19 protein-coding genes are annotated in these 22301 nt (G+C 68.1%); 3 read left to right on the forward strand and 16 right to left on the reverse strand.

All coding sequences use genetic code 11. The features are described from left to right. Positions 1-164: 164 nt before the first annotated feature. The 3 genes from ACVOK1_RS02130 to ACVOK1_RS02140 are packed head-to-tail and all read right to left on the reverse strand — an operon-like array spanning position 165 to position 4803. Positions 165-1604, reverse strand: a complete 1440-nt coding sequence (locus tag ACVOK1_RS02130; RefSeq protein WP_481560932.1) for an efflux transporter outer membrane subunit — start codon at positions 1602-1604, stop codon at positions 165-167. Then, a complete protein-coding gene (locus tag ACVOK1_RS02135; protein WP_481560933.1) occupies positions 1601-3559 on the reverse strand; it encodes a MacB family efflux pump subunit in 1959 nt (652 codons plus the stop codon). The genes ACVOK1_RS02130 and ACVOK1_RS02135 overlap by 4 nt, the downstream gene beginning before the upstream one ends. Further along, a complete protein-coding gene (locus ACVOK1_RS02140; RefSeq protein WP_481560934.1) occupies positions 3556-4803 on the reverse strand; it encodes an efflux RND transporter periplasmic adaptor subunit in 1248 nt (415 codons plus the stop codon). The genes ACVOK1_RS02135 and ACVOK1_RS02140 overlap by 4 nt, the downstream gene beginning before the upstream one ends. Before the next feature lie 205 nt (positions 4804-5008). On the opposite strand from ACVOK1_RS02140, the gene ACVOK1_RS02145 reads away from it, so the two are divergent. The 3 genes from ACVOK1_RS02145 (at position 5009) to ACVOK1_RS02155 (ending at position 10458) form a co-directional block, all read left to right on the forward strand. Next, positions 5009-5737 carry a response regulator gene (locus ACVOK1_RS02145; protein ID WP_079221281.1) on the forward strand — a complete coding sequence of 243 codons (729 nt, stop codon included), beginning with the start codon at positions 5009-5011 and terminating at the stop codon, positions 5735-5737. A gap of 6 nt (positions 5738-5743) precedes the next feature. Continuing rightward, complete coding sequence (locus ACVOK1_RS02150) at positions 5744-7141, forward strand: ATP-binding protein (protein ID WP_108770647.1); 1398 nt, start codon at positions 5744-5746, stop codon at positions 7139-7141. A 293-nt stretch (positions 7142-7434) separates the two neighbouring features. After that, positions 7435-10458 carry a two-component regulator propeller domain-containing protein gene (locus ACVOK1_RS02155; protein ID WP_481560935.1) on the forward strand — a complete coding sequence of 1008 codons (3024 nt, stop codon included), beginning with the start codon at positions 7435-7437 and terminating at the stop codon, positions 10456-10458. Between the two features lie 256 nt (positions 10459-10714). On the opposite strand, the gene rnt is transcribed toward ACVOK1_RS02155, so the two are convergent. The 13 genes from rnt to ACVOK1_RS02220 form a co-directional block, all read right to left on the reverse strand. Continuing rightward, positions 10715-11365 (reverse strand): ribonuclease T, encoded by a 651-nt coding sequence (gene rnt, locus ACVOK1_RS02160; protein WP_481560936.1) that lies wholly within the window; start codon positions 11363-11365, stop codon positions 10715-10717. Between the two features lie 69 nt (positions 11366-11434). Beyond that, positions 11435-11752, reverse strand: a complete 318-nt coding sequence (locus ACVOK1_RS02165; protein WP_108768336.1) for an RcnB family protein — start codon at positions 11750-11752, stop codon at positions 11435-11437. Positions 11753-11900: 148 nt separating this feature from the next. After that, positions 11901-12401 (reverse strand): HvfX family Cu-binding RiPP maturation protein, encoded by a 501-nt coding sequence (locus ACVOK1_RS02170; RefSeq protein ID WP_108768337.1) that lies wholly within the window; start codon positions 12399-12401, stop codon positions 11901-11903. A 27-nt stretch (positions 12402-12428) separates the two neighbouring features. After that, entirely contained in the window at positions 12429-13184 is a 756-nt protein-coding gene (locus ACVOK1_RS02175; RefSeq protein WP_481560937.1) for an HvfC family RiPP maturation protein, read from the reverse strand. Further along, complete coding sequence (locus ACVOK1_RS02180; protein ID WP_481560938.1) at positions 13177-14052, reverse strand: HvfB family MNIO-type RiPP peptide maturase; 876 nt, start codon at positions 14050-14052, stop codon at positions 13177-13179. The genes ACVOK1_RS02175 and ACVOK1_RS02180 overlap by 8 nt, the downstream gene beginning before the upstream one ends. Next, complete coding sequence (locus ACVOK1_RS02185) at positions 14039-14395, reverse strand: hypothetical protein (protein WP_108768340.1); 357 nt, start codon at positions 14393-14395, stop codon at positions 14039-14041. Before ACVOK1_RS02185 ends, ACVOK1_RS02180 begins: the two co-directional genes overlap by 14 nt. Before the next feature lie 276 nt (positions 14396-14671). After that, a complete protein-coding gene (phoU, locus tag ACVOK1_RS02190; RefSeq protein ID WP_079221290.1) occupies positions 14672-15379 on the reverse strand; it encodes a phosphate signaling complex protein PhoU in 708 nt (235 codons plus the stop codon). Between the two features lie 65 nt (positions 15380-15444). Then, positions 15445-16275, reverse strand: coding sequence for a phosphate ABC transporter ATP-binding protein PstB (pstB, locus tag ACVOK1_RS02195; RefSeq protein WP_108751511.1), 831 nt, complete (start codon positions 16273-16275; stop codon positions 15445-15447). A 19-nt stretch (positions 16276-16294) separates the two neighbouring features. Next, on the reverse strand, positions 16295-17158 hold the full coding sequence (gene pstA / locus ACVOK1_RS02200; RefSeq protein WP_108764603.1) for a phosphate ABC transporter permease PstA: 864 nt from the start codon (positions 17156-17158) through the stop codon (positions 16295-16297). Beyond that, positions 17158-18126 carry a phosphate ABC transporter permease subunit PstC gene (pstC, locus tag ACVOK1_RS02205; protein ID WP_079221293.1) on the reverse strand — a complete coding sequence of 323 codons (969 nt, stop codon included), beginning with the start codon at positions 18124-18126 and terminating at the stop codon, positions 17158-17160. Before pstC ends, pstA begins: the two co-directional genes overlap by 1 nt. 79 nt (positions 18127-18205) lie before the next feature. Further along, positions 18206-19294, reverse strand: a complete 1089-nt coding sequence (gene pstS / locus ACVOK1_RS02210) for a phosphate ABC transporter substrate-binding protein PstS (protein WP_079221294.1) — start codon at positions 19292-19294, stop codon at positions 18206-18208. 427 nt (positions 19295-19721) lie between these two features. After that, entirely contained in the window at positions 19722-20741 is a 1020-nt protein-coding gene (gene pstS, locus ACVOK1_RS02215; protein WP_164074757.1) for a phosphate ABC transporter substrate-binding protein PstS, read from the reverse strand. A gap of 312 nt (positions 20742-21053) precedes the next feature. Beyond that, a complete protein-coding gene (locus ACVOK1_RS02220) occupies positions 21054-22265 on the reverse strand; it encodes an OprO/OprP family phosphate-selective porin (protein WP_108768343.1) in 1212 nt (403 codons plus the stop codon). Between the last annotated feature and the right edge of the window lie 36 nt (positions 22266-22301).

Raw genomic sequence — 22301 nt, forward strand, 5'->3', positions numbered from 1 at the left:
CTCTCCCATGGGAGAAGAGATCTGACCCCTTTTTTTGATCGGAAGAATCGTGTCGACCAAGGTCGACACCTACCAGAGCAGAACCAGCGTCAGGGCCCGTGCCGACCAACGGTCGGCACCCACCATCAGCAGCAGATTCCGACAGGGCGCAGCCCCGCATCGCCTTACCCCGCGCTGCCGCCCAGCGCCTTGAACAGGGTCACGTCGTTGTTCAGCTGGCTCTGCCGCACGCGCGCCAGTGACAGCTCGGCATCGCGCCGGGTCTGCTGTGCTTCCAGCCAGGTACGCAGGTCGGTAGCACCCACCCGGTAGCGCACTTCCTGCGCACGCTCCACTTCCACGGCCTGATCATACGAGGCCTGCGAAGCGGCCACCTGGCGCGCCAGCTGCTCGCGCGCGGACAGCGCGTTGTCCACTTCCGAAAGCGCGGTGTACAGCGTCTTGCGGAAGTTGGTCGCGGCAATCTGGTAGGCGGTACCGGCAATGTCGGTGTCCAGCTGCGCACGCTGCAGGTTGAGGAAGGGCAGCGACAGGCCAGCGCCAAGCGTCGCCACCGGGTTGCGCAGCACATCCCCCAGCGAGGTCGCACTGGAGCCCAGGCTGCCGGTCAGGCTCAGCGCCGGGTAATACTGGGTGGCGGTCACCTTGATCGTCTTCAGGCTGTTGCGCAGGCGCAGCTCGGCCGCGCGCAGGTCGGGGCGGCGGCCCAGCAGGTCGGCCGGCAGGCCTTCGTCGATGCCGGGGCTGCGGGCGGCCTGCAGATCCTGCGGCTCATCCTGCTGCGGCCACGGGGTGCCATCCAGCAGCACGGTCAACGCGTTGCGCACTTCCACCCGCTGCTGTTCCAGCGCGCTCTGCGCCGAACGCTGCGATTCCAGGTTCTGCAGGGCCTGGCGCACTTCCAGCCGCGACACCGCACCGGCGTCGAAGCGGGCCTGCACCAGGTCGCGGGTGCGCTCCAGGCGTTGCAGGTTGGCCTCGCCGCTGGCGATGGACTGGTTGAGGTAGGCCAGCGTCCAGTACTGGCTGATCGTGTCACCGATCACCAGCAGGGCGGTGTTCTGCCGGTCCTCCTCGCTGGCCAGGGCTTCCCAGCGGGCGATGTCGCGCGCGGTGCGCAGGCGGCCCCACAGGTCCACCTCCCACGACAGCGACACGCCGGTGGAATAGCCGCGGCTCCAGTCGGCGGCCTGGTCGGTGGGACGGCTGCCGCTGGCGCTGATGCCGGACGAGGACGGCTGCGGCCAGAGCGCGTTGCTGGCCAGGCTGGCCTGCAGGCGGGCGCGCTGCACGGCCAGGCCGGCGGCACCGAGGTCGCTGTTGGCAGCCAGGGCCTGCGCCACCAGGCGGTCCAGGCGCTCGTCACCGAAGCCGGTCCACCAGCTGTCCTGGCGGACGTCGCGGCCCGGGGTGTCCAAGCTGCTGCGCGGGTCATCGGCCGGCGCGTTGAGGGTGGCATCGCCTCGGCCATAGGTCGCGGCCACGGCCGGATCTTCGGTCGGGTAGCGGCCCACCGAGGCGCAGCCGGACAGGGCGAGCAGCACCGCGCCAGCCAGCAGCAGGCGCGAAAGGGCAGGGGAGGTCAGTCGAGTCATCATCTTCATTCGCGGGCCAGGGCCTCCACCGGGTCGAGCTGGGCGGCATTGCGTGCCGGCAGGAGTCCAAACGCCACGCCGATCAGGGTCGAGCAGGCAAACGCGGCGATGATCGAGGCAGTGGAGAACACCACCTGGAAATTGCTGGAGAAGTGGCCGATCAGCACGCCCAGCAGCAGGGCCAGGCCGATGCCGAGCAGGCCGCCGATCAGGCACACCAGCACCGCTTCGATCAGGAACTGCTGGCGGATGTCGCTCTGCCGCGCACCCACGGCCATGCGCACGCCGATCTCGCGGGTACGTTCGGTCACCGACACCAGCATGATGTTCATCACGCCGATGCCGCCGACCAGCAGGGCGATGGCAGCGATGGCGCCGATCAGCAGGGTCATCGTGCGCGTGGTCTGCTCGATGGTCTCGCGGATCTCGGCGCTGTTGCTGAGGAAGAAATCCTCGGTGCCGTGGCGCAGGGTCAGCAGCCGGGTGATGGCCTCCTGCGCGGCATCCATCGGTGTTTCATCATTGACGCGCACGGTGATGCTGGAGACGTAGCTCTGCCCCAGCATGCGCGACATCACCGTGGTGTAGGGCACGAACACGCCCAGGCTGGTGCTGCCACCGAAGCCGAAGCTCTGCTTCTTGGCCACGCCGACCACGCGCACCGGCACGTTGCCCAGCAGGATCACCTGGCCGATCGGGTCGCTGTCGGGAAAGAACTGGGTCTTCGTGTTCTCGTCGATCACCCCCACCTGGGCCAGGCCGCGGATCGCATCGGTGTCGAAGAAGCTGCCGTCGAGCAGGGTCACGCCCTTCACCCGGAAATACTGCTCGCCGACGCCGCTGATCTGTGCCGTCGCCGACTGGTTGCGGTAGCGCGCGGTCACCGAGGTCGACACGCTGGGCGTGGCGCTGTCCACGTAGCTCTGCTGCGACAGCGCATCGGCATCGGTGGCCTTCAGCGTCTGCACGCGCGCCGAGCGCATGTCACCGAAGCCGCGGCCGGGGTAGACATCGATGGTGTTGGTGCCCAGCGCGCTGATGTTCTGCAGGATCTGCTGCTGCGAGCCGTTGCCCAGCGCCACCACCGACACCACCGAGGCGATGCCGATGATGATGCCGAGCATGGTCAGGAAGGTGCGCAGGCGGTGGGCGTTCATCGCCAGCAGCGCCATCCGGAACGCCTCGGTGAAGCGGTCGCGGGCCGCGCGCCAGCTGCTGCCATGGGCGACGTCTGCGCTGGGCTGGCGCTGCGCACGGTAGCTGGGGGCTTTCGGATTGGCGCGGTCGGCGATGATCTCGCCGTCGCGGATCTCGATGATGCGCTGGGCGTGCTCGGCCACGCTCATGTCGTGGGTGACGATGATGATGGTGTGGCCTTCGGCATGCAGCTCGCCGAGGATGGCCATCACTTCCTCACCGGATTTCGTGTCCAGCGCGCCGGTCGGTTCGTCGGCCAGGATCACCTCGCCGCCGTTCATCAGGGCGCGGGCGATCGACACGCGCTGCTGCTGGCCGCCGGACAGCTGGCCCGGCTTGTGGTGCATGCGGTCGTGCAGGCCCAGCCGCTGCAGCAGCTGCTCGGCGCGCGCGTTGCGGGTCGGCCCGGGGCTGCCGGCATACACCGCCGGCACTTCCACGTTGCCGCGCGCATCGAGGTCGCCCAGCAGGTGGTAGCGCTGGAAGATGAAACCGAAATGGCCACGGCGAAGTTCTGCCAGCTCGTCCGGCTCCATCTTTCCGGTTTCGCGGCCGGCCACCTGGTAGCTGCCGCGGGTCGGGCGGTCCAGGCAGCCGAGGATGTTCATCAGCGTCGACTTGCCCGAGCCGGACTGGCCGACGATGGCGACCATCTCACCGGCATGGATGTCCAGGTTGACGTCGCGCAGCACGGCGATGACATCCTCGCCGGCCGGGAACTCGCGGCGCAGGTCACGCAGGCGCAGCAGGGGCGCCGTCGTGCTCATCGGCGCGGGCCCATGCCACCGGGCGGGCCCATGCGCATCGCGCCGCCGCTGCGGTTGCCGGTGCCGCTGCCGGCTGCGGCCGCACCGCCTTCGCCGACCACCACGCGCTCGCCTTCCTTCAGCCCGGACAGGATCTGCGCGGAGGCACCGTTGTTGATGCCGACCTTGACCTTGCGCGGCTGCGGCTGGCCCTGCTCGTTGACCACGCGCACCACGCGCTCGCCGTCACGCGTCTTCGGGCCCAGCGCCACGGCCGGCACCAGCAGCGCGCCCTTGGCCTGCTGCAGCAGCACCGAGACCTGCGCGGTCATGTCGATGCGCAGGGTGCCATCGGGGTTTTCCACGTCGAACAGCGCGTTGTAGTAGACCGCGCTGCTGGAACTTGAGCTGGACGAGCTGCTGGAACTGGACGAGCTTTCGTTGGCAATGGACGACGGCGCCGGATTGATCTGGCGCAGCGTGGCGTGGTACTTGCGGTCCGGGTCGCCCAGGGTGGTGAAGTACACCGGCATGCCGGCCTTGATCTTGACCACGTCAGCCTCGGAGACTTCGGCGTTGACGGTGACCACGTCCAGGCGCGCCAGCATGACGATGGTCGGCGCGGTCTGGTTGGCGTTCACCGTGCGGCCTTCCTCGGCCACCACTGCCACTACGGTGCCGTCCATCGGCGCGGTGATGCGGGTGTAGGCGAGGTTGGCGCGGGCGGTGCCGAGCTCGGTTTCGCGGCCCTTGATCTGCGCCTCGTACGACTGCAGCTGGGCGCGGGCGGTCTTGAGCGTGGCCTCGGCGGCATCGTATTCCTGCCGCGAGGTGGCCTCGGCGGCCAGCATCTCCTTCTGCCGGGCGAAGTCCAGCTCGGCCTGGCGCAGGCTGGCCTGCTGCACGGCGCGCTGGGCGATCACCTGGTCCAGCGAGGCCTGGGCGTTGAGCACCTGGTTCTGCTGGGTGGTGGCGTCGATCTCGGCGATCAGGTCGCCTTCCTTCACCGTATCGCCCAGCTGCACCTTCAGCGATTTGATCTGGCCCGAGGCCTGCGCACCGACGCTGACCAGCTTGTAGGCATCGATCACGCCGGTGGCTTCCACCGTCTGTTCGATGTCGCCGCGGCTGACCGGGCTGGTGGCCAGGGCCGGGGCGGCAGGCTTGCGCAGCAGCCACCAGGCGCACGCGGCAGCAATGACGACAAGCAGGACGATCACGATCAGACGACCCCGGCGGGTCGCGGGCAACAGGCGGGAGATCACGTGCGGGCTTCACTCGGGCAGGCCGCCGCAGCGGCATTGGTGGGCATTGTGAAGATCGGGCGCAGGCAGGCTCAATCCTCGGGGTGTGTCTGTGTGTAACACTGTCGGCCGAAACGCGTAACTGCAGGTATCCGGCCCCGGCGTGGATACAGTGGTACGCACTGGACAGGATGCGGTTCAGCTCCCGACACGGGAAAATCGCGACATGGAGACTGAAAACCCGATGCATCGCCTGTTGATCGTCGACGACGACAATGACATCCGCACCCTGCTGGCCGAGCAGCTCGGCCGCGCTGGCTACCTGGTCAGCACCGCGGCCGACGGCACCAGCATGCGCCAGCTGCTGGAGCGCGAGCACGTGGACCTGATCGTGCTGGACCTCAACCTGCCGCGCGAGGATGGCCTGACCCTGTGCCGAGACCTGCGCGCGCGCTCGAACACGCCGGTGATCATGCTCACCGCACGTGCCGAGCCGATCGACCGCGTGCTGGGCCTAGAGATGGGCGCCGACGATTACCTGGCCAAGCCGTTCGAACCGCGCGAACTGCTGGCGCGCATCCGCAACGTGCTGCGCCGGACCGAGGCCCTGCCGGCCAACCTGGAGCCGCTCGCGGTGCGCCGCGCGCGCTTCTCGCGCTGGATCTTCGATCTGGAACACCGCCACCTGGTCGACCCCGATGGCCGCGTGGTTGTGCTGTCCGGCGCCGAGTTCCGCCTGCTGCGGGTGTTCATCGCGCACGCCAACAAGGTGCTCTCGCGCGAACAGCTGGTGGCGCTCAGCAGCGGCCGCAACTACGAGGCGCAGGACCGCGCGATCGACCTGCAGGTCAGCCGGCTGCGCAACAAGCTGGCCGACGATGGCGGGCCCGATGGCCTGATCAAGACCGTGCGCAACGAAGGCTATGTACTGGCCTCGGCCGTCAACCTGGAATAAGCCGTGATCAAGCGCCTGCGCCACTTCCTGTCCTCGATGGTGGGGCGGCTGTTCGTGATCCTGCTGCTGGGCATGTCGGTGGCCGCGATCGGCGCGACCATGCTGGCCACGTCCAAGCGCCAGCAGGAATTCGAGCGGCAGAACCTCAACCGCATCGCTGACCGCCTGCAGGGCTACGTCAACCTGCTCGACGGCAATCCGGAACTGCGCGACCGCCTGCTGGAAATGGGCGGGCCGAGCGTGCGCGCGCTGCAGCCCGGCGCTCGCCTGGGCCGCGTCGATACGGCGCTGATGGAAGTGCTCGATGACCGCCCCGGACCGGTGGCGCGCGCGCATGTGCACTTCACCTCGTTCCGCTCGTGCATCCCCAAGCTGCAGGAACTGCTGCCGCCGCCACCGCCGGGCCACCGGCGCCCGCCGCGTGAACGCGACCCGTCCTTCATCCCGCCCAAGTGCCGGGCCGTGGACGTGGTCCTCAGCGATGGCACCACGCTGAAGCTGGCGCTGGATTCGCCGGCGGTGGCGCACAACGGCGTGCTGGCCGTGGACCCGCTGTTCCTGACCCTGCTGGTGCTGGCGATCGCCGTGCTGGCCTATATCGTTTCGCGCATGGCCAGCGCGCCGCTGCAGGAACTGGCCTCGGCCGCCGAGGAACTGGGCGACGACCTGCAGCGCGACCCGCTGCCCCTGCGCGGCCCGCGCGAAGTGCAGCGCGCCGCCGAGGCATTCAATGCCATGCAGCAGCGGCTGCAGCGGCACCTGGCCGAACGCACGCAGATGCTGGCGGCGATCACCCACGACCTGCAGACGCCGCTGACCCGGCTGCGCCTGCGCCTGGAAAACGTGACCGACGAGATCCTGCGCGAGCGCCTGATCGGCGACCTCGCGGCGATGCAGGCGCTGGTGCGCGAAGGCCTCGAACTCGCCCGCAGCGCCGAGAGCGCCGAACAGCGCGCCGCCCTCGACCTGGATTCGCTGCTGGAAAGCATCGTCGAGGACACCGCCGAGGCGGGCGCCGACGTGGCCTTCGAAGGCGCCAGTGGCGCGGTGCTGATGCTGCGGCCGCTGGCCATGCATCGCCTGTTCTCCAACCTGGTGGACAACGCGGTGATGTATGCCGAGCGCGTGCGGGTGAGGGTGGACCGCAGCGGCGGCGGCATCACCGTGGTGGTGGCAGACGACGGCCCGGGGCTGGCCGACGACCAGCTCGAAGCGGTGTTCGATCCCTTCGTGCGGGTGGAAACCTCGCGCTCGCGGCAGACCGGCGGCGCCGGCCTGGGCCTGACCATCGCCCGCGCCCTGGCCGAGAAGGATGGCGCCCGGCTGTGGCTGCGCAACCGCCCCGAGGGCGGACTGGAAGCGGTGGTGCAGTGGCCGGCGGGCAGCCCGGTGGCCGGGCGCTGAGTCGGGCGTCCGGATAGCTGGGGTCAGAGCCCTCTGCGTGCGCAGAGGGATCCGACCCCGGGTCGGATCCCTTCCGCCGCAGGCGTAAGGGCTCTGACCCCGCCTCAGATCCCGGCTTTCACGCCGCGGTGACGCTGAGGGGGGTGTTTGGCCTATCATTCGCCCCATCTCCCCACAGTTCCCGCGATGAGCCAGCCTGTTCACACCGGCGCGCGGCCCCGTGCCGCCCGGCTGTTCCTGTTCCTGCCTGTTGCCCTGCGCGGCAACCGCACCTGGCCGCTGCCGTTGCAGTAATGGGCGGTCAGGGGGCTGGCAGGCGCCTGGCGGGGCGCCACCCGGAACACCACATCGGTCGCCTGTTGCGGCTCGGTGTGCTGTGGCTGTTGCTGCTGCTGGCGTCGCCGCTGGCGGCCCAGACCGTCGCGCCGCCGCTGCGCGACTACGCCATCGACGTGTGGACCTCGCGCAACGGCCTGCCGCACAACTCGCTGCGCGACATCGCCCAGGCCCCCGAAGGCCACCTGTGGTTCGCCACCTGGGAAGGCCTGGTGCGCTACAACGGCCTGGATTTCACCGTGTTCGACCGCAGCACGCGGCCGGGCCTGCGCGACAACGGCATCGGCGCGCTGCTGGTGGACCGCCAGGGCGGCCTGTGGATCAGTGATTCGCGCGGCAACGTGACCTACCGCAGCAACGCCGGCCAGTGGCGGGTCTGGGAACACCAGGCCAACACCCCGGAAGTGCTGATCCAGTCGATGCAGATGGACAGCCAGGGGCGACTGTGGCTGCTGTACGAAGGCAAGGGCATCGGCTACCTGACCCCGGAAACCGGCATCGTCTACCAGCCGCCGCCGCCGGACCTGCCGCTGGCGATGAGCTTCACCAAGCTGGTGGTCGACGCCCAGGACCGGGTCTGGATCGGCACCCTCGACGGCCTGGTGCTGCGCGACAACGATGGCGAGCTCAAGCGTGCGCCGGCCGAGTGGGGCGTGGACAAGGGCCTGACCTGGCCCTATCGCGCACCCGATGGCGCCCTGTGGATCGTGGCCGGCGAGCGCCTGTACCGGGTCGAGGATGACCGCCTGGTGCTGGTCCACAGCCTGCCCGGCCAGCTGCACATGACCGCGATGCTGCAGGACCGCCACGGCGACCTCTGGCTGGGCACCGAAAACCAGGGCCTGCTGCGCATCTCCAGCCACGGCCTGGAACGCCTGCCGGCCGGCCTGAACCTGCCCGGCGGGCGGGTGGTCAGCCTGCGTGAGGACGCCGAGGGCAGCATCTGGGTCGGCGCCAACGGTGGCCTGTACCGCCTGCGCGAAACGCTGTTCAGCAGCTACACCGAGCGCGATGGCCTGAGCGGTGACTACGTGCGCACCGTGTTCGAGGACCGCGACCGCCGGCTGTGGGTGGGCAGTGCCAGCGGCCTGGACCAGCAGACCGCCGACGGCCGCTTCCGGCCGATGTCGCTGCACAACCGGGGTGGCAAGGCGGCGTCGGTCCTCAGCCTGGCCCAAGGCCCTGAGGGCGACCTCTGGGTGGGCACCTTCGGCGACGGCGTGTACCGCCTGCGCGCCGATGGCAGCCTGCGCCACAACTACGATGCGGCCGATGGCATGCCGGGCGGCAACATCCGCGCGATCAGCGTCGATCCGTCCGGCGTGGTCTGGGCCGGCACCCAGAAGGGCGTGGTGCGCATCGATGGCGACCGCGTGCGGGTGGCGAACACGCCGGGCATGCCCACCGGCCTGATCACCGCGCTGGAACACGACCACCAGGGCAACCTGTGGATCGGCACCATCGAGGGCATCCGCGTGCTGCGCGGCGACCATGTGCAGTCCATCGACCTGCCACCGATGGGCGGCGGCCGCAGTGTGTTCGGTTTCCACCAGATCGGCGAAGCGATGTGGATCAGCAGCGACCGTGGCCTGTACCGCTGGTACAAGAACCGCCTGTCGCGGGTCGGCCTGGAACAGGGCATGCTGGTCGATGCGGTGTTCCAGCTGGTGCCCGACCGGCTGGGCAATGTGTGGATCAGCAGCAACCGCGGCGTGCTGCGCACCGACATGGCGACCTTGAACGCGGTGGCCGACGGCCGCGCGCCGCGGGTGACGGTGGAGCGCTACAACGAGATCGACGGCATGGCCAATGCACAGGCCAACGGCAGCTCGGCGCCCTCGGCGATCCTGCGCCAGGACGGCACCTTCTGGGTGGTCACCGCCGGTGGCCTGAGCACGGTGGACCCGCAGCGCCTGCAGCGCTTCCGCGAACGCCCGGCGCCGCCGGCGGCGATCGAGAACGTGCAGGTCGATGGCGCGCAGGTGCATTGGGAAGGGCCCGATCGCAACCTGATTCCCGGCGGGCGCCGGTTGGCGGTGAGCTTCGTCGGTCTCAGCTACCTGATGTCCGACCGCATCCGATACCGCACCCGGCTGGAAGGCCTGGACGCCGGCTGGGTCGAGCGAGGCCCGCAGCGCAGCGTCGAGTTCGTCGGCCTGCCGCCGGGCGATTACACCCTGCATGTGGCGGCCTCGCACCCGGGCGGTGCCTGGGGCCAGCAGGAAGCGGTGTGGAGTTTCAGCGTGCAACCGTTCTGGTGGCAGCGGCACAGCGTGCAGGCGCTGATCGGCCTGTTGCTGCTGGGCGCGCTGGTGGCGCTGTACCGGTTCCTGCTGCAGCAGTACAAGGCCAACAACCTGCGCCTGGCGCGGCGGGTGGATGAAGCGACCTTCGACCTGCAGGCGCAGACGGTGCACCTGCAGGCGTTGAACCAGGAGAAGACCGAGCTGGCCGAGCGCCTGGCGCGGCAGGCCGAGGCGTTCGAGCGGCAGGCCCGCGAGGATGCGCTGACCGGCCTGGCCAACCGCCGCGGCTTCGACGAGACGCTGGCGCGCGATTTCGCCCGCTCGCAGCGCAGCGGCCACCCGCTGAGCCTGGTGGTGCTGGACATCGATCATTTCAAGGACGTCAACGACACCTACAGCCACAGCGTCGGCGACCTGGTGCTGAAGGAAGTGGCTGAAGTGATCGCCGCGGCCTGCCGCGATTCGGACCTGCCGGCGCGTACCGGTGGCGAGGAGTTCGCGCTGCTGCTCAATGACACGCGCCTGGAAGAAGCGGCGCAGGTCTGCGCGCGCCTGCGCGGCCTGTTCCATGACCATCCGGACTGGGCCGGGGTGAAGGGCCTGCGGGTGACCTTCAGCGCGGGCCTGGTGGAACTGGCCAACGACGACCGCACCCCGGCGCTGCTGTACCAGCGCGCCGACCGCGCGCTTTACCGCGCCAAGAGCGACGGCCGCGACCGCACCAGCATCGGGTGATGCCCCATCCACGCATGGCGTGGATCTACCGGGCAGGTTGGATGGTGGGTGCGGACCGTTGGTCCGCACGGCCGATGCATCTCATCCACGCATGGCGTGGATCTACCGGGCAGGTTGGATGGTGGGTGCGGCCCGTTGGTCCGCACGGCCGATGCATTTCATCCACGCATGGCGTGGATCTACCGGGCAGGTTGGACGGTGGGTGCGGACCGTTGGTCCGCACGGCCGATGCATCTCATCCACGCATGGCGTGGATCTACCGCGGCCAGGCGTTGGCGATGGTGCAGAACAACCGTGCGGTCTGCTCGGTGTCGTACACCGCGCTGTGCGCCTCGTTCGCATCCCAGCCCAGGCCGGCGGCATTGGCCGCACGCGCCAGCACCGTCTGCCCATAGGCGATACCAGCCAGGGTGACCGTGTCGAACACGCTGAAGGGATGGAAAGGGTTGCGCTTGTGGCCGGTGCGGGCCACGGCGGCATTGACGAAGCCCAGGTCGAAATGGGCGTTGTGCCCGACCAGGATCGCGCGCTGGCAGCCGTACTTCTTCATCGCTGCGCGGACCGGGGTGAAGATGTGGTCCAGCGCCGCCTTTTCTTCCTTCGCCAGCCGGAACGGATGGTCGAGGATGATGCCGGTCACTTCCAGCGACTTCGGATCGATCTCCAGCCCTTCGGCGGGGACCACGTGGGCGCTGGCGGTCTGGCCGGGGTAGAGCAGGCCGTTCTCGTCCATCTCGATCGGCACGGCGGCGATTTCCAGCAGCGCGTTGCGCTGGCTGTCGAAGCCGCCGGTTTCCACGTCCACCACCACCGGCAGGAAGCCGCGGAAGCGTTGCGACATCGCGCGCTGCGCCATCGGAATTACGGAAACAGGGGCGGCGTCAGCTGCGGGGGTGGGGTCATTCATGCGCGGATTCTAGCAGAGCGACCCTGAGCGCCCGGCCACGCATCGCATGGCCGGGACGCTGTGCACGGGTCAGCGGCGTGCCAGCACCACGTCGGCGATGACGCCGGTGGCCACGGCAATCAGCACGTAACGGCCGTCGACCTTGCGCCATTCCTGGCCGCGGGCGGGGGCGTGCAGGCCATGGTGGCGGTAATCGCGGACGTGCTCGCCGCGGTGGTCACGGGCGAGCTTGTGGCCGCGACGGGGCGGATCGCGACGGTCGTCGTGGTGATCCTTGTGGCCGTGGTGGTCGTCGCGCCCACCGGCGCCATAGGGAGCGGCCATCGCGGGCGAGACGGCGGTGGCCAGCAGGGCCAGCGAAAGGGTGGCGGCAATCAGGCGCTTCATGGGGCAACTCCGGGGGAAGGACGTGGTCATCGAGGCCACGGATCCAGCATCGGATTTTTTTGATGAATAGGCGATTAAATCGGCCTTTTGCGCGGTTTCGGCGCGTATCGGCGTGTAACGGGGCGACGCGGTTGCCGGGCCGACGCGGTTACCGGGGCGCGGTGGTCCGGCCGGCCACCCACGCGTCCACGCTCAGGCGCCCGGCACCGTTGAACAGCAGCGGCAGCAGCATCGCCATGAACAGCACCGGCAGCTTGAAGTTGCCGAAGCCCTGGTCGCTGATCGCATAGCCCATCGCCAGATCACCCAGCGAATGCCAGTGCATCGGCCAGTGCACGGCATAGGTGGCCACCACGGTCAGCACCAGCAGGCTCGCCGCGGCGAAGCGGGTGCCGAGCCCGAACAGCAGGCAGGCCGCGCCGGCCAGCTCGAACCAGGTCGCCAGCTGCCAGTTCACGCCGGCGGGCAGCAGGTCGAACGGGAACGGGAACGCGCCCTGCAGTTCGGCAAACCAGTTCTCGCCCAGCAGCTTCTCGCGGCCGGACTCGAAATATTCCCAGGCCAGCAGCAGGCGCAGGCCCAGCGGCGCCAACCACGGGCCGCAGCGATCCAGCTGGCCGCGCACGGCGGCCAGGGGCAGGGTGTTCATCACGGGGGGAACTCCTCGTTGGGGGTATCAGGCCACGGCGGGCAGCGGGCCGATCACACCGGCCTGCAGGAACTGCTGCAGCAGCTGGGTGCCGGGTTCGATCAACGCATCGGCGTCGAGCTGGTGCAGGGTGGCGAGCTGCTGCAGCTGCTGCCCGCCGGTGGCTCCGGGCACCTCGTCGATCAGGATCAACAGGTGCGCGGCCAACGGGCTGAGCTGGGCGAAGCGCACCACGCCATCGGCATCGCGGCGGACCAGCAGGCCGGTCGGTTCGGCCGCAGGGGCGACCGGTGCGTCATCGGCGCCGAGGCGGTGCACCGGCCACGCGTACAGCAGCGGCCAGGCCAGCGGTGAGCAGCGCAGCGGTTCCTGCAGCGGGTCGATGCCCGGGGCCGGCGGCAATGGCTCGGCCGCACGCTGGTACAGATCGGTTTCCACCCACTCGTAGTGGGCCAGCTCGGCCAGCGCCGGGTGCGGCAGCTCGGGCTGTGCCTGCAGCCAGTGCACGAACTCGGCTGCCACCGCGGTGAACAGCGGCGTGCGAGCGCGGTGGTGGGCGAAGTATTGGCGGACCAGCTCGGCCCAGGCCGCTTCGCCGAGCAGGCGCACGCAGACCGGGAAACTGTTGCCGAGCAGGCCCAGCAGGTTGTTGGACAGCAGCCGCTGGTAGACCGCGACCCGCCGCGGGTCGAGGTCGGCCGGGGCCGCCACCTGCTGCGGGTCGCGCAGGTGCGCGGTGAATGCATGCTGCTGCGCGCGCAGGCGCTCGGGCGCATCAGCCATGGGCGACCTCGCGCGGTGTGCCCTGCAGACGGCGGATGGTACGCAGCTCGCCCTGCAGTTCGGCGTAGGGCGGGAAGTTGAAGTCGCGTTCCAGCAGGGTGGGGCGCGGCCCGAAGCGTGCGTAGCTGCGCTCCAGCAGCGCCCACACCGGGTCGATCACCGCACTGCCGTGGGTATCGATCTTCAGGTCGGGCGCCTCGTCCAGGTGGCCGGCCACGTGCAGGCAGACGATGCGCTGCGCGGGCAGCCCGGCGATGAAGGCGTCGGCATCGTAGCCATGGTTGCAGGCGTTGACGTGCACGTTGTTGACGTCCAGCAGCAGGTCGCAGTCGGCCTCGGCCAGCACCGCGTTGGTGAAGGCCAGTTCGTCCATCGCCGGCTGCGGGGCCAGGTAATAGGACACGTTCTCCACCGCGATGCGGCGGCCCAGCAGGTCCTGCACGCGGGCGATGCGCGCGGCGGTATGGCGCACGGCTTCGTCGGTGAAGGGAATCGGCAGCAGGTCGTACAGATGGCCGTCGTCGCTGCAGTAACTCAGGTGCTCGCTGTACAGCGGCACGCGGTGGCGCTCCAGGAAACGGCCGACCTGCTGCAGCAGCTGGGTATCCAGGGGGGCGCTGCCGCCCAGCGACAGCGACAGGCCATGGCAGCTCAAGGGGTGGCGCCGGGCCAGTTCCTCCAGGGCATCGCCGGCCGGGCCACCGACGTTGATCCAGTTTTCCGGCGCGCATTCCAGGAAGTCAAAATCGCCGGCCGGGGCGTCGTGCAGGTCCTGCAGCAGCGCACGCCGCAGGCCCAGCCCGACGGCCGCCGCAGGCAGCGGCAGCCGTGGGTGGACGACGCTGGCGGCAGCGTCAGTGCTTGGCACCGCACTTGCCTTCGCCGCACTTGCCTTCGGCGGCCTTCTTGTCGCCGGCGGTCTTGGCCTTGGCTTCGGCACCCGCGCCGGCCTTGGCCTTGCCCTTGTCGGCACCACACTTGCCTTCGGCGCTCTTGCCGTCGGCACCGCACTTGCCCTCGGCATGCTTGGCGGCGTCACCGGCCTTGCTGTCGGCGGCCTTTGCATCACCCGCCTTGGCCGCCTGGCCGGCCACCAGGTAGCCCTGGGCAAGGTCGGTCATGCTCAGGGCCGAAGCACTGGCAGTCACGCCCAGGCCTGCGGCCAGTGCGGTGGCGGTCAGCAGGGAGAGGGTCTTGTTGGAACTGCTCATCGGTCGTACTCCTTGGGTGGTGGGCGGGCGCCCGGGGTGAAACGATGATGCTGCGATCGTACTCAAGGAATCCTCGCCGAGACCTCAAATTTTCGTGAGGTTTGCCGTAGGCGGGAAGGGGGGGGGCGGGCACGGCATCCACGCATGGCGTGGATCTACCACCGGCCCAGTAGATCCACGCCATGCGTGGATGAATGCCCGGATCGCGCGTACAAAAAAGGCCCCTGTCATGCCGACAGGGGCCCCCGGAAGCGTTTCCGCTGTTGCAGCGCAGTATCAGACGTGGTCGGTGCTCGACGTCTCGTCGCGCTTCTCGCGCGGCGGCAGCGGCTGCTCACCGTGCACCAGGAACCACACGTTCTCGGCGATGTTGGTGGCGTGGTCGCCCACGCGCTCCAGGTTCTTGGCCATGAACAGCAGGTGGGTGCATGGGGTGATGTTGCGCGGGTCTTCCATCATGTAGGTCAGCAGCTCGCGGAACAGCGCGGTGTACTGCGCGTCCAGGCGGGCGTCGTCCTGGCGCAGGGCGATGGCGGCTTCGGCGTCGTTGTCGCGGTAGGCGGCGATGGCGCGGCGCACCTGCTGCGCGGCCAGACGGCCAAGGGCGCGCAGGCCCTGGATCTGCGGCAGCGGCGGCACCTTGCCCAGCGCGATCGAACGCTTGGCCACGTTTGCGGCGTAGTCACCGATGCGTTCGATGTCGGCAGGAATGCGCAGGCCGGCCAGGATCTCGCGCAGGTCACGGGCCATCGGGCCACGCAGGGCCAGACGCATCACGTCGTGGCTGATCTGCTGCTCCAGCTGGTCGATGGCTTCATCGTTGGCGATGATGCGGTGGGCGGCGTTCTCGTCGCGCTTCTCGATGACGTCCATCGACGCCTCCAGCTGGGCGACGGCCATCTCGCCCATGCGCACGATTTCGGCCACCAGGCGCTGCTGCTCTTCGTCGTAGCTCTTGACGATGTGGTCGTTGGGAAGATTCATGGTCTGCAATCCGGGTAGAGCCAGGCCGCGCCTGGCTGGGACATGTGGCGAGGGGACGACACCAATCAGCCGAAACGACCAGTGATGTAGTCCTCGGTCTGCCGCTGCGAGGGCTGCGAGAAGATCACTTCGGTACGGTCGTGCTCGATCAGGTCGCCCAGGTACATGAAGGCGGTGTAGTCGGACACGCGCGCTGCCTGCTGCATGTTGTGGGTGACGATGACGATGGTGTACTCGTGCTTGAGCTCTTCCACCAACTGCTCGATGCGGCTGGTCGAGATCGGGTCCAGCGCCGAGGTCGGCTCGTCCAGCAGCAGCACCGACGGGCGCAGGGCCACGGCACGGGCGATGCACAGACGCTGCTGCTGGCCACCGGACAGGCCCAGGGCGCTCTGCCCCAGCTTGTCCTTCACTTCGTCCCACAGCGCGCCCTGACGCAGCGCCTGCTCGACGCGGTCGGCCATGTCGGCCTTGCTCAGCTTCTCGTGGTGGCGGATGCCGTAGGCCACGTTCTCGAAGATGGTCATCGGGAACGGCACCGGCTTCTGGAACACCATGCCGACCTTGCTGCGCAAGCGGTTCATCGGGTACTTCGGCGAGAGGATGTTCTCGCCGTCCAGCAGCACCTCACCACGCGCTTCCAGCTTCGGGTACAGCGCGTAGATGCGGTTGAAGATGCGCAGCAGGGTCGACTTGCCGCAACCGGAGGGACCGATCAGCGCGGTCACGCGCTTTTCCGGGATCTCAAGGTTGATGCCCTTCAGGGCGTGGAACTTGTCGTAGTAGAAGTCCAGACCACGCGCGGCCAGCTTGACCGGCGACGGCGTGTGCAGGTTCTCGTGCGAGGCCGGCACCGCGATGCGCTGCATGGGCACGGCGTTGGAGAGGTCGTTCATGGCGTTATCCACGGAAAGGTCAGTCATGGGAGATACGGTTGCGCAGCAGGATGCCACGGGCGGCAAGGCTGACCAGCAACACGAAGACAGTCAGCACCAGGGCACCGGCCCAGGCCAGCACCTGCCAGGATTCATACGGGCTGCCGGCGAACTGGTTCATCACCACCGGCACCGAAGCCATCGGCTGGAAGATGTTGTTGTTCCAGTACTGGTTGCCGAAGGCGGTGAACAGCAGCGGTGCGGTCTCGCCGGAAATGCGGGCCAGCGCCAGCAGGATGCCGGTGATGATGCCGGCCGATGCACTGCGGTACAGCACCTGCACGATCACCTTCCACTGCGGGATGCCCAGCGACAGGGCGGCTTCGCGCATCTGCGAAGGCACCAGGCGCAGCATCTCGTCGGTGGTGCGCACCACCACCGGCAGCACGATGAAGGCCAGCGACAGGGCACCCGCGAAGGCGGAGAAGTTGCCGCCGGTCTGCATCACGTACAGGGTGTAGACGAACAGGCCCAGCACGATGGACGGTGCCGACAACAGGATGTCGTTGACGAAGCGGACCACGGTGCCGGCCTTGCGGGCGTTGCCGTACTCGGCCAGCCAGGTACCGGCCAGCACGCCCAGCGGGGTGCCGATGCCGATCGCCAGCGCACACATCACCGCGCTGCCGAAGAAGGCATTGGCCAGGCCGCCTTCCTGCATCGGCGGCGGCGTCATCTTGGTGAACAGATCAAGATTGATGCCGGCCAGGCCCTTGGAGGCCAGGGTGAACAGGATCCAGCCCAGGAAGAACAGACCGAACAGGGCGGTGGCGCAGGACAGCGCGATGGCGATGACGTTGCCGATGCGGCGGCGCAGGTACAGGGAGTCAGCGGTGGTGGACATCAATTGCCCTCCTTGCGGGACAGGCGCATCAGCATCAGGCGGGCGATGGCCAGCACGACGAAGGTGACGATGAACAGGACGAAGCCGAGCAGCAGCAGCGCCGAGCGGTAGGTTTCAGTGGCCTCGCCGAAATCGTTGGCGATCAGCGCGGCGATGGTGGTGCCCGGTTCAAGCAGCGAGGGCGACAGGCGCACGCTGTTGCCGATCACGAAGGCCACGGCCATCGTTTCGCCCAGTGCGCGGCCGAGGCCGAGGAAGACGCCGCCGATGACGGCCGAGCGGGTGTAGGGCAGGACGATGTCCCAGCTCACTTCCCACTTGGTGGAACCCAGCGCGTAGGCCGATTCCTTCAGGCGGGTCGGCACGGTCAGGAACACTTCGCGCATCACCGAGGAGATGAACGGGATGACCATGATGGCCAGCACGAAACCGGCGGTGAGCATGCCGATGCCCAGCGGCGGGCCCTGGAACATCGGGCCGATGATCGGCCATTCGCCCAGGGTTTCGTTGAGGAACGGGGTGACGTACTCGGTCATCACCGGCACCAGCACGAACAGGCCCCACATGCCGTAGATGATCGAGGGGATGCCGGCCAGCAGTTCGATGGCGGTACCGACCGGGCCACGCAGCCAGCGCGGCGCGACTTCGGTGAGGAAGAAGGCGATGCCGAAGCTGACCGGCACGGCGATGACCATCGCGATGAACGCGGTGACCAGGGTGCCGTAGATCGGGGCGAGGGCGCCGAACTTGTTTTCGACCGGATTCCAGTCGGAGGAGAAGAAGAAGCTCAGGCCCTGCATCTGCAGAGCATGGCGGCCGCCCCACAGCATGGACAGCGCGGCGCAGGCCAGGGCGATCAGGACGAAGATGACGGTGCCGACCAGCACCCATCGGAACAGTTTGTCGTTGCGGGCATCACGCGCATCGCGCGTGGACGGGGCTGCTACAGGCTGGGCGATGGCATTCATGGGGACGGCAGGGCCAGGAAAGGGGGCGGCACGACGTGGAAGTGACGGTGCCCGCGCGGGGCGGGCACCGTCGGGTCCATCACTTCAGCTCGGTGCCCCAGTAGGCCTCGATCTGCTTGGTCAGTTCGGCCGGCAGCGGCACGTAGTGCAGCTCGTTGGCCTGGGTCTGGCCGTTCTCGAAGGCCCACTTGAAGAAGGCCAGGGTGTCCTGGTTGCGCTTGGCGTCCTTCGGCTTCTTCTGCATCAGCATGAAGTTGGTGGCGGTGATCGGCCACGCCTGCTCGCCCGGGGCGTTGGTGATGACCAGGTTGAAGTCCTTGGCGCTGGCCCAGTCGGCGCTGGCAGCAGCGGCGGCGAAGGTTTCAGCGTTCGGCTGCACCCAGGTGCCTGCGGCGTTCTGCAGGGCGGTGTACGGCATGGCGTTCTGCAGTGCGTAGGCCAGCTCGACGTAGCCGATGGAGCCCTTGATCTGCTTCACGTAGGAAGCAACGCCTTCGTTGCCCTTGCCACCGACGCCGTCCGGCCACTGCACCGAGGTGCCTTCGCCGACCTTGGTCTTCCACTCCGGGCTGACCTTGGACAGGTAGTTGGAGAAGTTGAAGGTGGTGCCCGAACCGTCCGAACGGTGGACGATGGTGATCTTGCCGTCCGGCAGGGTCACGCCCGGGTTGGCCGCGGCGATGGCCGGGTCGTTCCAGGTCTTGACCTTGCCCAGGAAGATGTCGGCCAGCAGGGCGCCGGTCAGGCGCAGCTTGCCGGCTTCCAGGCCTTCGATGTTGACGACCGGCACCACGCCGCCGATGGCCGACGGGAACTGGGCCAGGCCGGCCTGGGCCAGCTCGTCGCTGCTCAGCGGCTTGTCCGAGGAACCGAAGTCAACGGTGCCGGCCTTGATCTGGGCGATGCCGCCACCCGAACCGATCGACTGGTAGTTGATCTTGGCGCCGGTGGCGGTGTTGTAGTCGGCCGACCACTTGGACACCAGCGGGAAGATGAAGGATGCGCCAGCGCCGGAGACCTCAGCGGTCACCTTGTCACCGGCAGCGGCCGGGGCGGCGGCTGCGTCGGCAGCCGGCTGCTGTGCAGCCTGCTTGTCGCCACCGCAGGCCGACAGGCCCAGGGCGATGGCCAGGGAAAGGGCGGCGAGGCCGGCCGAGTGCAGTTTCATGTTCACTCCATAGCGGGGAAGAGCCGACGGCGTCGGCGGATGCGGCTATGAAATGATGTTTTTGTTACAGCCGTATGACGTCCATGACAGAGGTGTCGGACATCACGTTCTGACAAGGGTTTCACGGGGTCAGCGGCCCTGTGGCGGGGCTGCCCGGCGCCGCCCGGGGCGCTGGACTGCGCGCGGCGGGCGGGCACTTTTCGCTTTTGTAGAGTCGAGCCCATGCTCGGCTGACGGGCCGTAGTCGAGCATGGCTCGACTCTACAAAGGCGAAAAGCAGCCGAGCATGGGCTCGGCTCTACAAGGGCAGGGCGGGGCCGGGGACTCCAAAAAAGAAAGGCGCCAGACCCGAAGGTCCAGCGCCCGGTTGGGATCGGCGGGGGAGAGAGGACCCGCCGACCCCCGTTCCTGCGGGGGAACGCCTTGCTCAGTACTTCAGGTTCTGCGACCAGTAGGTCTCGATCTGCTTGACCAGGGTGTCCGGCAGCGGCACGTAGTCCAGCTGCTTGGCCTGGGCGTCGCCGTTCTTGTAGATCCAGCGGAAAAATTCCTGGGTCGACTTGGCGCCGGCCACGTTCTTCGGCTGCTTGCGCACCAGGATGAAGTTGGTGGCGGTGATCGGCCAGGCCTGCTCGCCCGGGGCGTTGGTCATGACCAGGTAGAAGTCCTTGGCATTGGCCCAGTCAGCGCTGGCGGCCGCGGCCGAGAACGAGGCGTCCGACGGCTGCACGATCTTGCCGGCAGCATTCTTCATCGCCGCGTAGGACATCTTGTTCTGCAGGGCGTAGGACAGCTCGACGTAGCCGATGCCACCCTTGATCTGCTTCACGTAGGCCGCGACGCCTTCGTTGCCCTTGCCGCCGATGCCGGCCGGCCACTGGACCGAGGTGCCTTCACCGACCTTGCTCTTCCACTCCGGGCTGACCTTGGACAGGTAGTTGACGAAGTTGAAGGTGGTGCCCGAACCGTCCGAACGGTGGACGATGGTGATCTTGGCGTTCGGCAGGGTCAGGCCGCTGTTCAGGGCAGCGATGGCCGGGTCGTTCCAGGTCTTGATCTTGCCCAGGAAGATGTTGGCCAGGGTCGGGCCGTCCAGCTTCAGCGCGCCCGGGGCGACGCCGGCCACGTTGATGACCGGCACCACGCCGCCGATGACCGACGGGAACTGGGCCAGGCCGGCAGCAGCCAGCTCTTCCGGCTTCAGCGGGGCGTCGGAGGAACCGAAGTCCACGGTCGCCGCCTTGATCTGGGCGATACCACCACCGGAACCGATCGACTGGTAGTTGACCTTCTTGCCGGTCGCGGTGCTGTAGTCCGCCGACCACTTGGACATGACCGGGTAGATGAACGAAGCGCCCGCGCCGGTGACATCGGCGGCGTTGGCGGCAAACACGGACGATGCAGCCAGGATGGCGACAGCGGCGCGCGACTTGAAGGCGTGGATCACGGGAGAGACTCCTGGGGTGGTCGAAGGGCGGCTGCCCGACGTTTCGGTGCACATTCCATAACGGTTACGTGACACGCCCGCGTCTGTCATATGACGCAATCGTGACACCCGTCATGAATGTCTCGGAACCCGCGCCAGAGGGCCCGCAAGGCCTTCTGGATAGGGCAGGGAATGGGGCTTCGCGGCCTCCACGGCGCTGCTCCGGCGCCGATGCTGCGCAGGTGTGGCCACCGGGTGGCGGGGGCGAACGGGCGCTGAAACGACGAAGGCACGGCCGGAGCCGTGCCTTCGTTGCAACGCGTGCGTCAGGTCTTACCAGAAGAACTGCGCGCGGGCTTCCAGGATGTTCGGATCGTCATTGACGAAGCCGCGGGCGGTGGAGCTGTACTTCTTGCTGTCCACCATCACGTAGTTGACCATGAACTTGAAGTTCGAACGCCAGTACCAGTTGGCGCCGACGGTCCAGATGTCCATCTTGCCGCCCAGCACGCCATCGACGATCGGCGGACGACCGGCCACCGGGTTGGCCGACAGGTTGCCGTCGTTCAGATCCATGTGGTCGTAACGCACGCCCAGCTGCCACTGGCCGCCAGCCGGATTGTTCGGCAGGCCGGTGCCCGGGGTGCCACCCTTGTAGCTCCAGGTCTCGCCGGTCACGTTCCACACGCCGCTGACGTAGTAGCCGTCGCTGGTGTAGTTGTCGTGGTCGTAGCGCTTGGCCTTGCTGCTGTAGTACTCGGCCTGGGCCTTGAACGGACCCTGGAAGTACATGGCTTCAGCGCCGAGGGTGCTGACGCGGTCGGTGTCGGTCATGTTGCCGCTGTCGACCAGGCGCGCGGTGGCCAGGTCGGCGTTCGGACGGGCACGCACGCGCAGGGTGTCGGCGTCGGCGTCGTAGTCGACGTAGCTCAGGCCGAAGTGCAGGACCTGGCCCTTCTCGTTGATCGGGGCGAAGGTGCCGCGTGCGCCGTAGCCGCTGCCGTGGGCCAGGTTGCGGGTCAGTTCGCGGCCGAAGGCGCTGGCGGTGACCGACCAGTTGTCCTGGCCGTAGCTGTAGGCGCCACCGAGGCGGCGGGCGACCGCGTAGGTGTTGGTGACCGCAGCCTTGGAGATGAAGTCGTTGTTCTTGGTGCTGGACAGTTCTTCCAGGCTGTTCGGCTGCTTGAACTGGCCGGCCTGGATGAAGTGGTTGGCGTTGCCCAGCAGCTTGTACTTGACGTTGGTGTCGAGGAACTTGTCAGCCTTGGCGTCGTAGCCGACGACCCACTCCACGTTGCCCGGGCCCTTGCCCTTCAGCACCAGCTCGGCGCGACGCAGTTCGAATTCGCTGTCCTTGCCATTGCCGGCGTCACCGCCGTTGAGGTCCACGACGTCATTGTCGAACCAGTTGCCGTCGGCCTGGACCAGGCCTTCGAAGGTGATTTCCGAACCGCCGATCACATCGATGGCGACTTCAGCGTGTGCAGCCGGCACGTACAGCGCAGCAGCCACGGCCACCGTCAGGAGTTGGTGATGCAGTTTCATGGAGAGGAGCCTTGCAGGCAGGTGGGAAGATGCGCG

It is taken from the genome of Stenotrophomonas sp. STEN087, assembly GCF_056759115.1.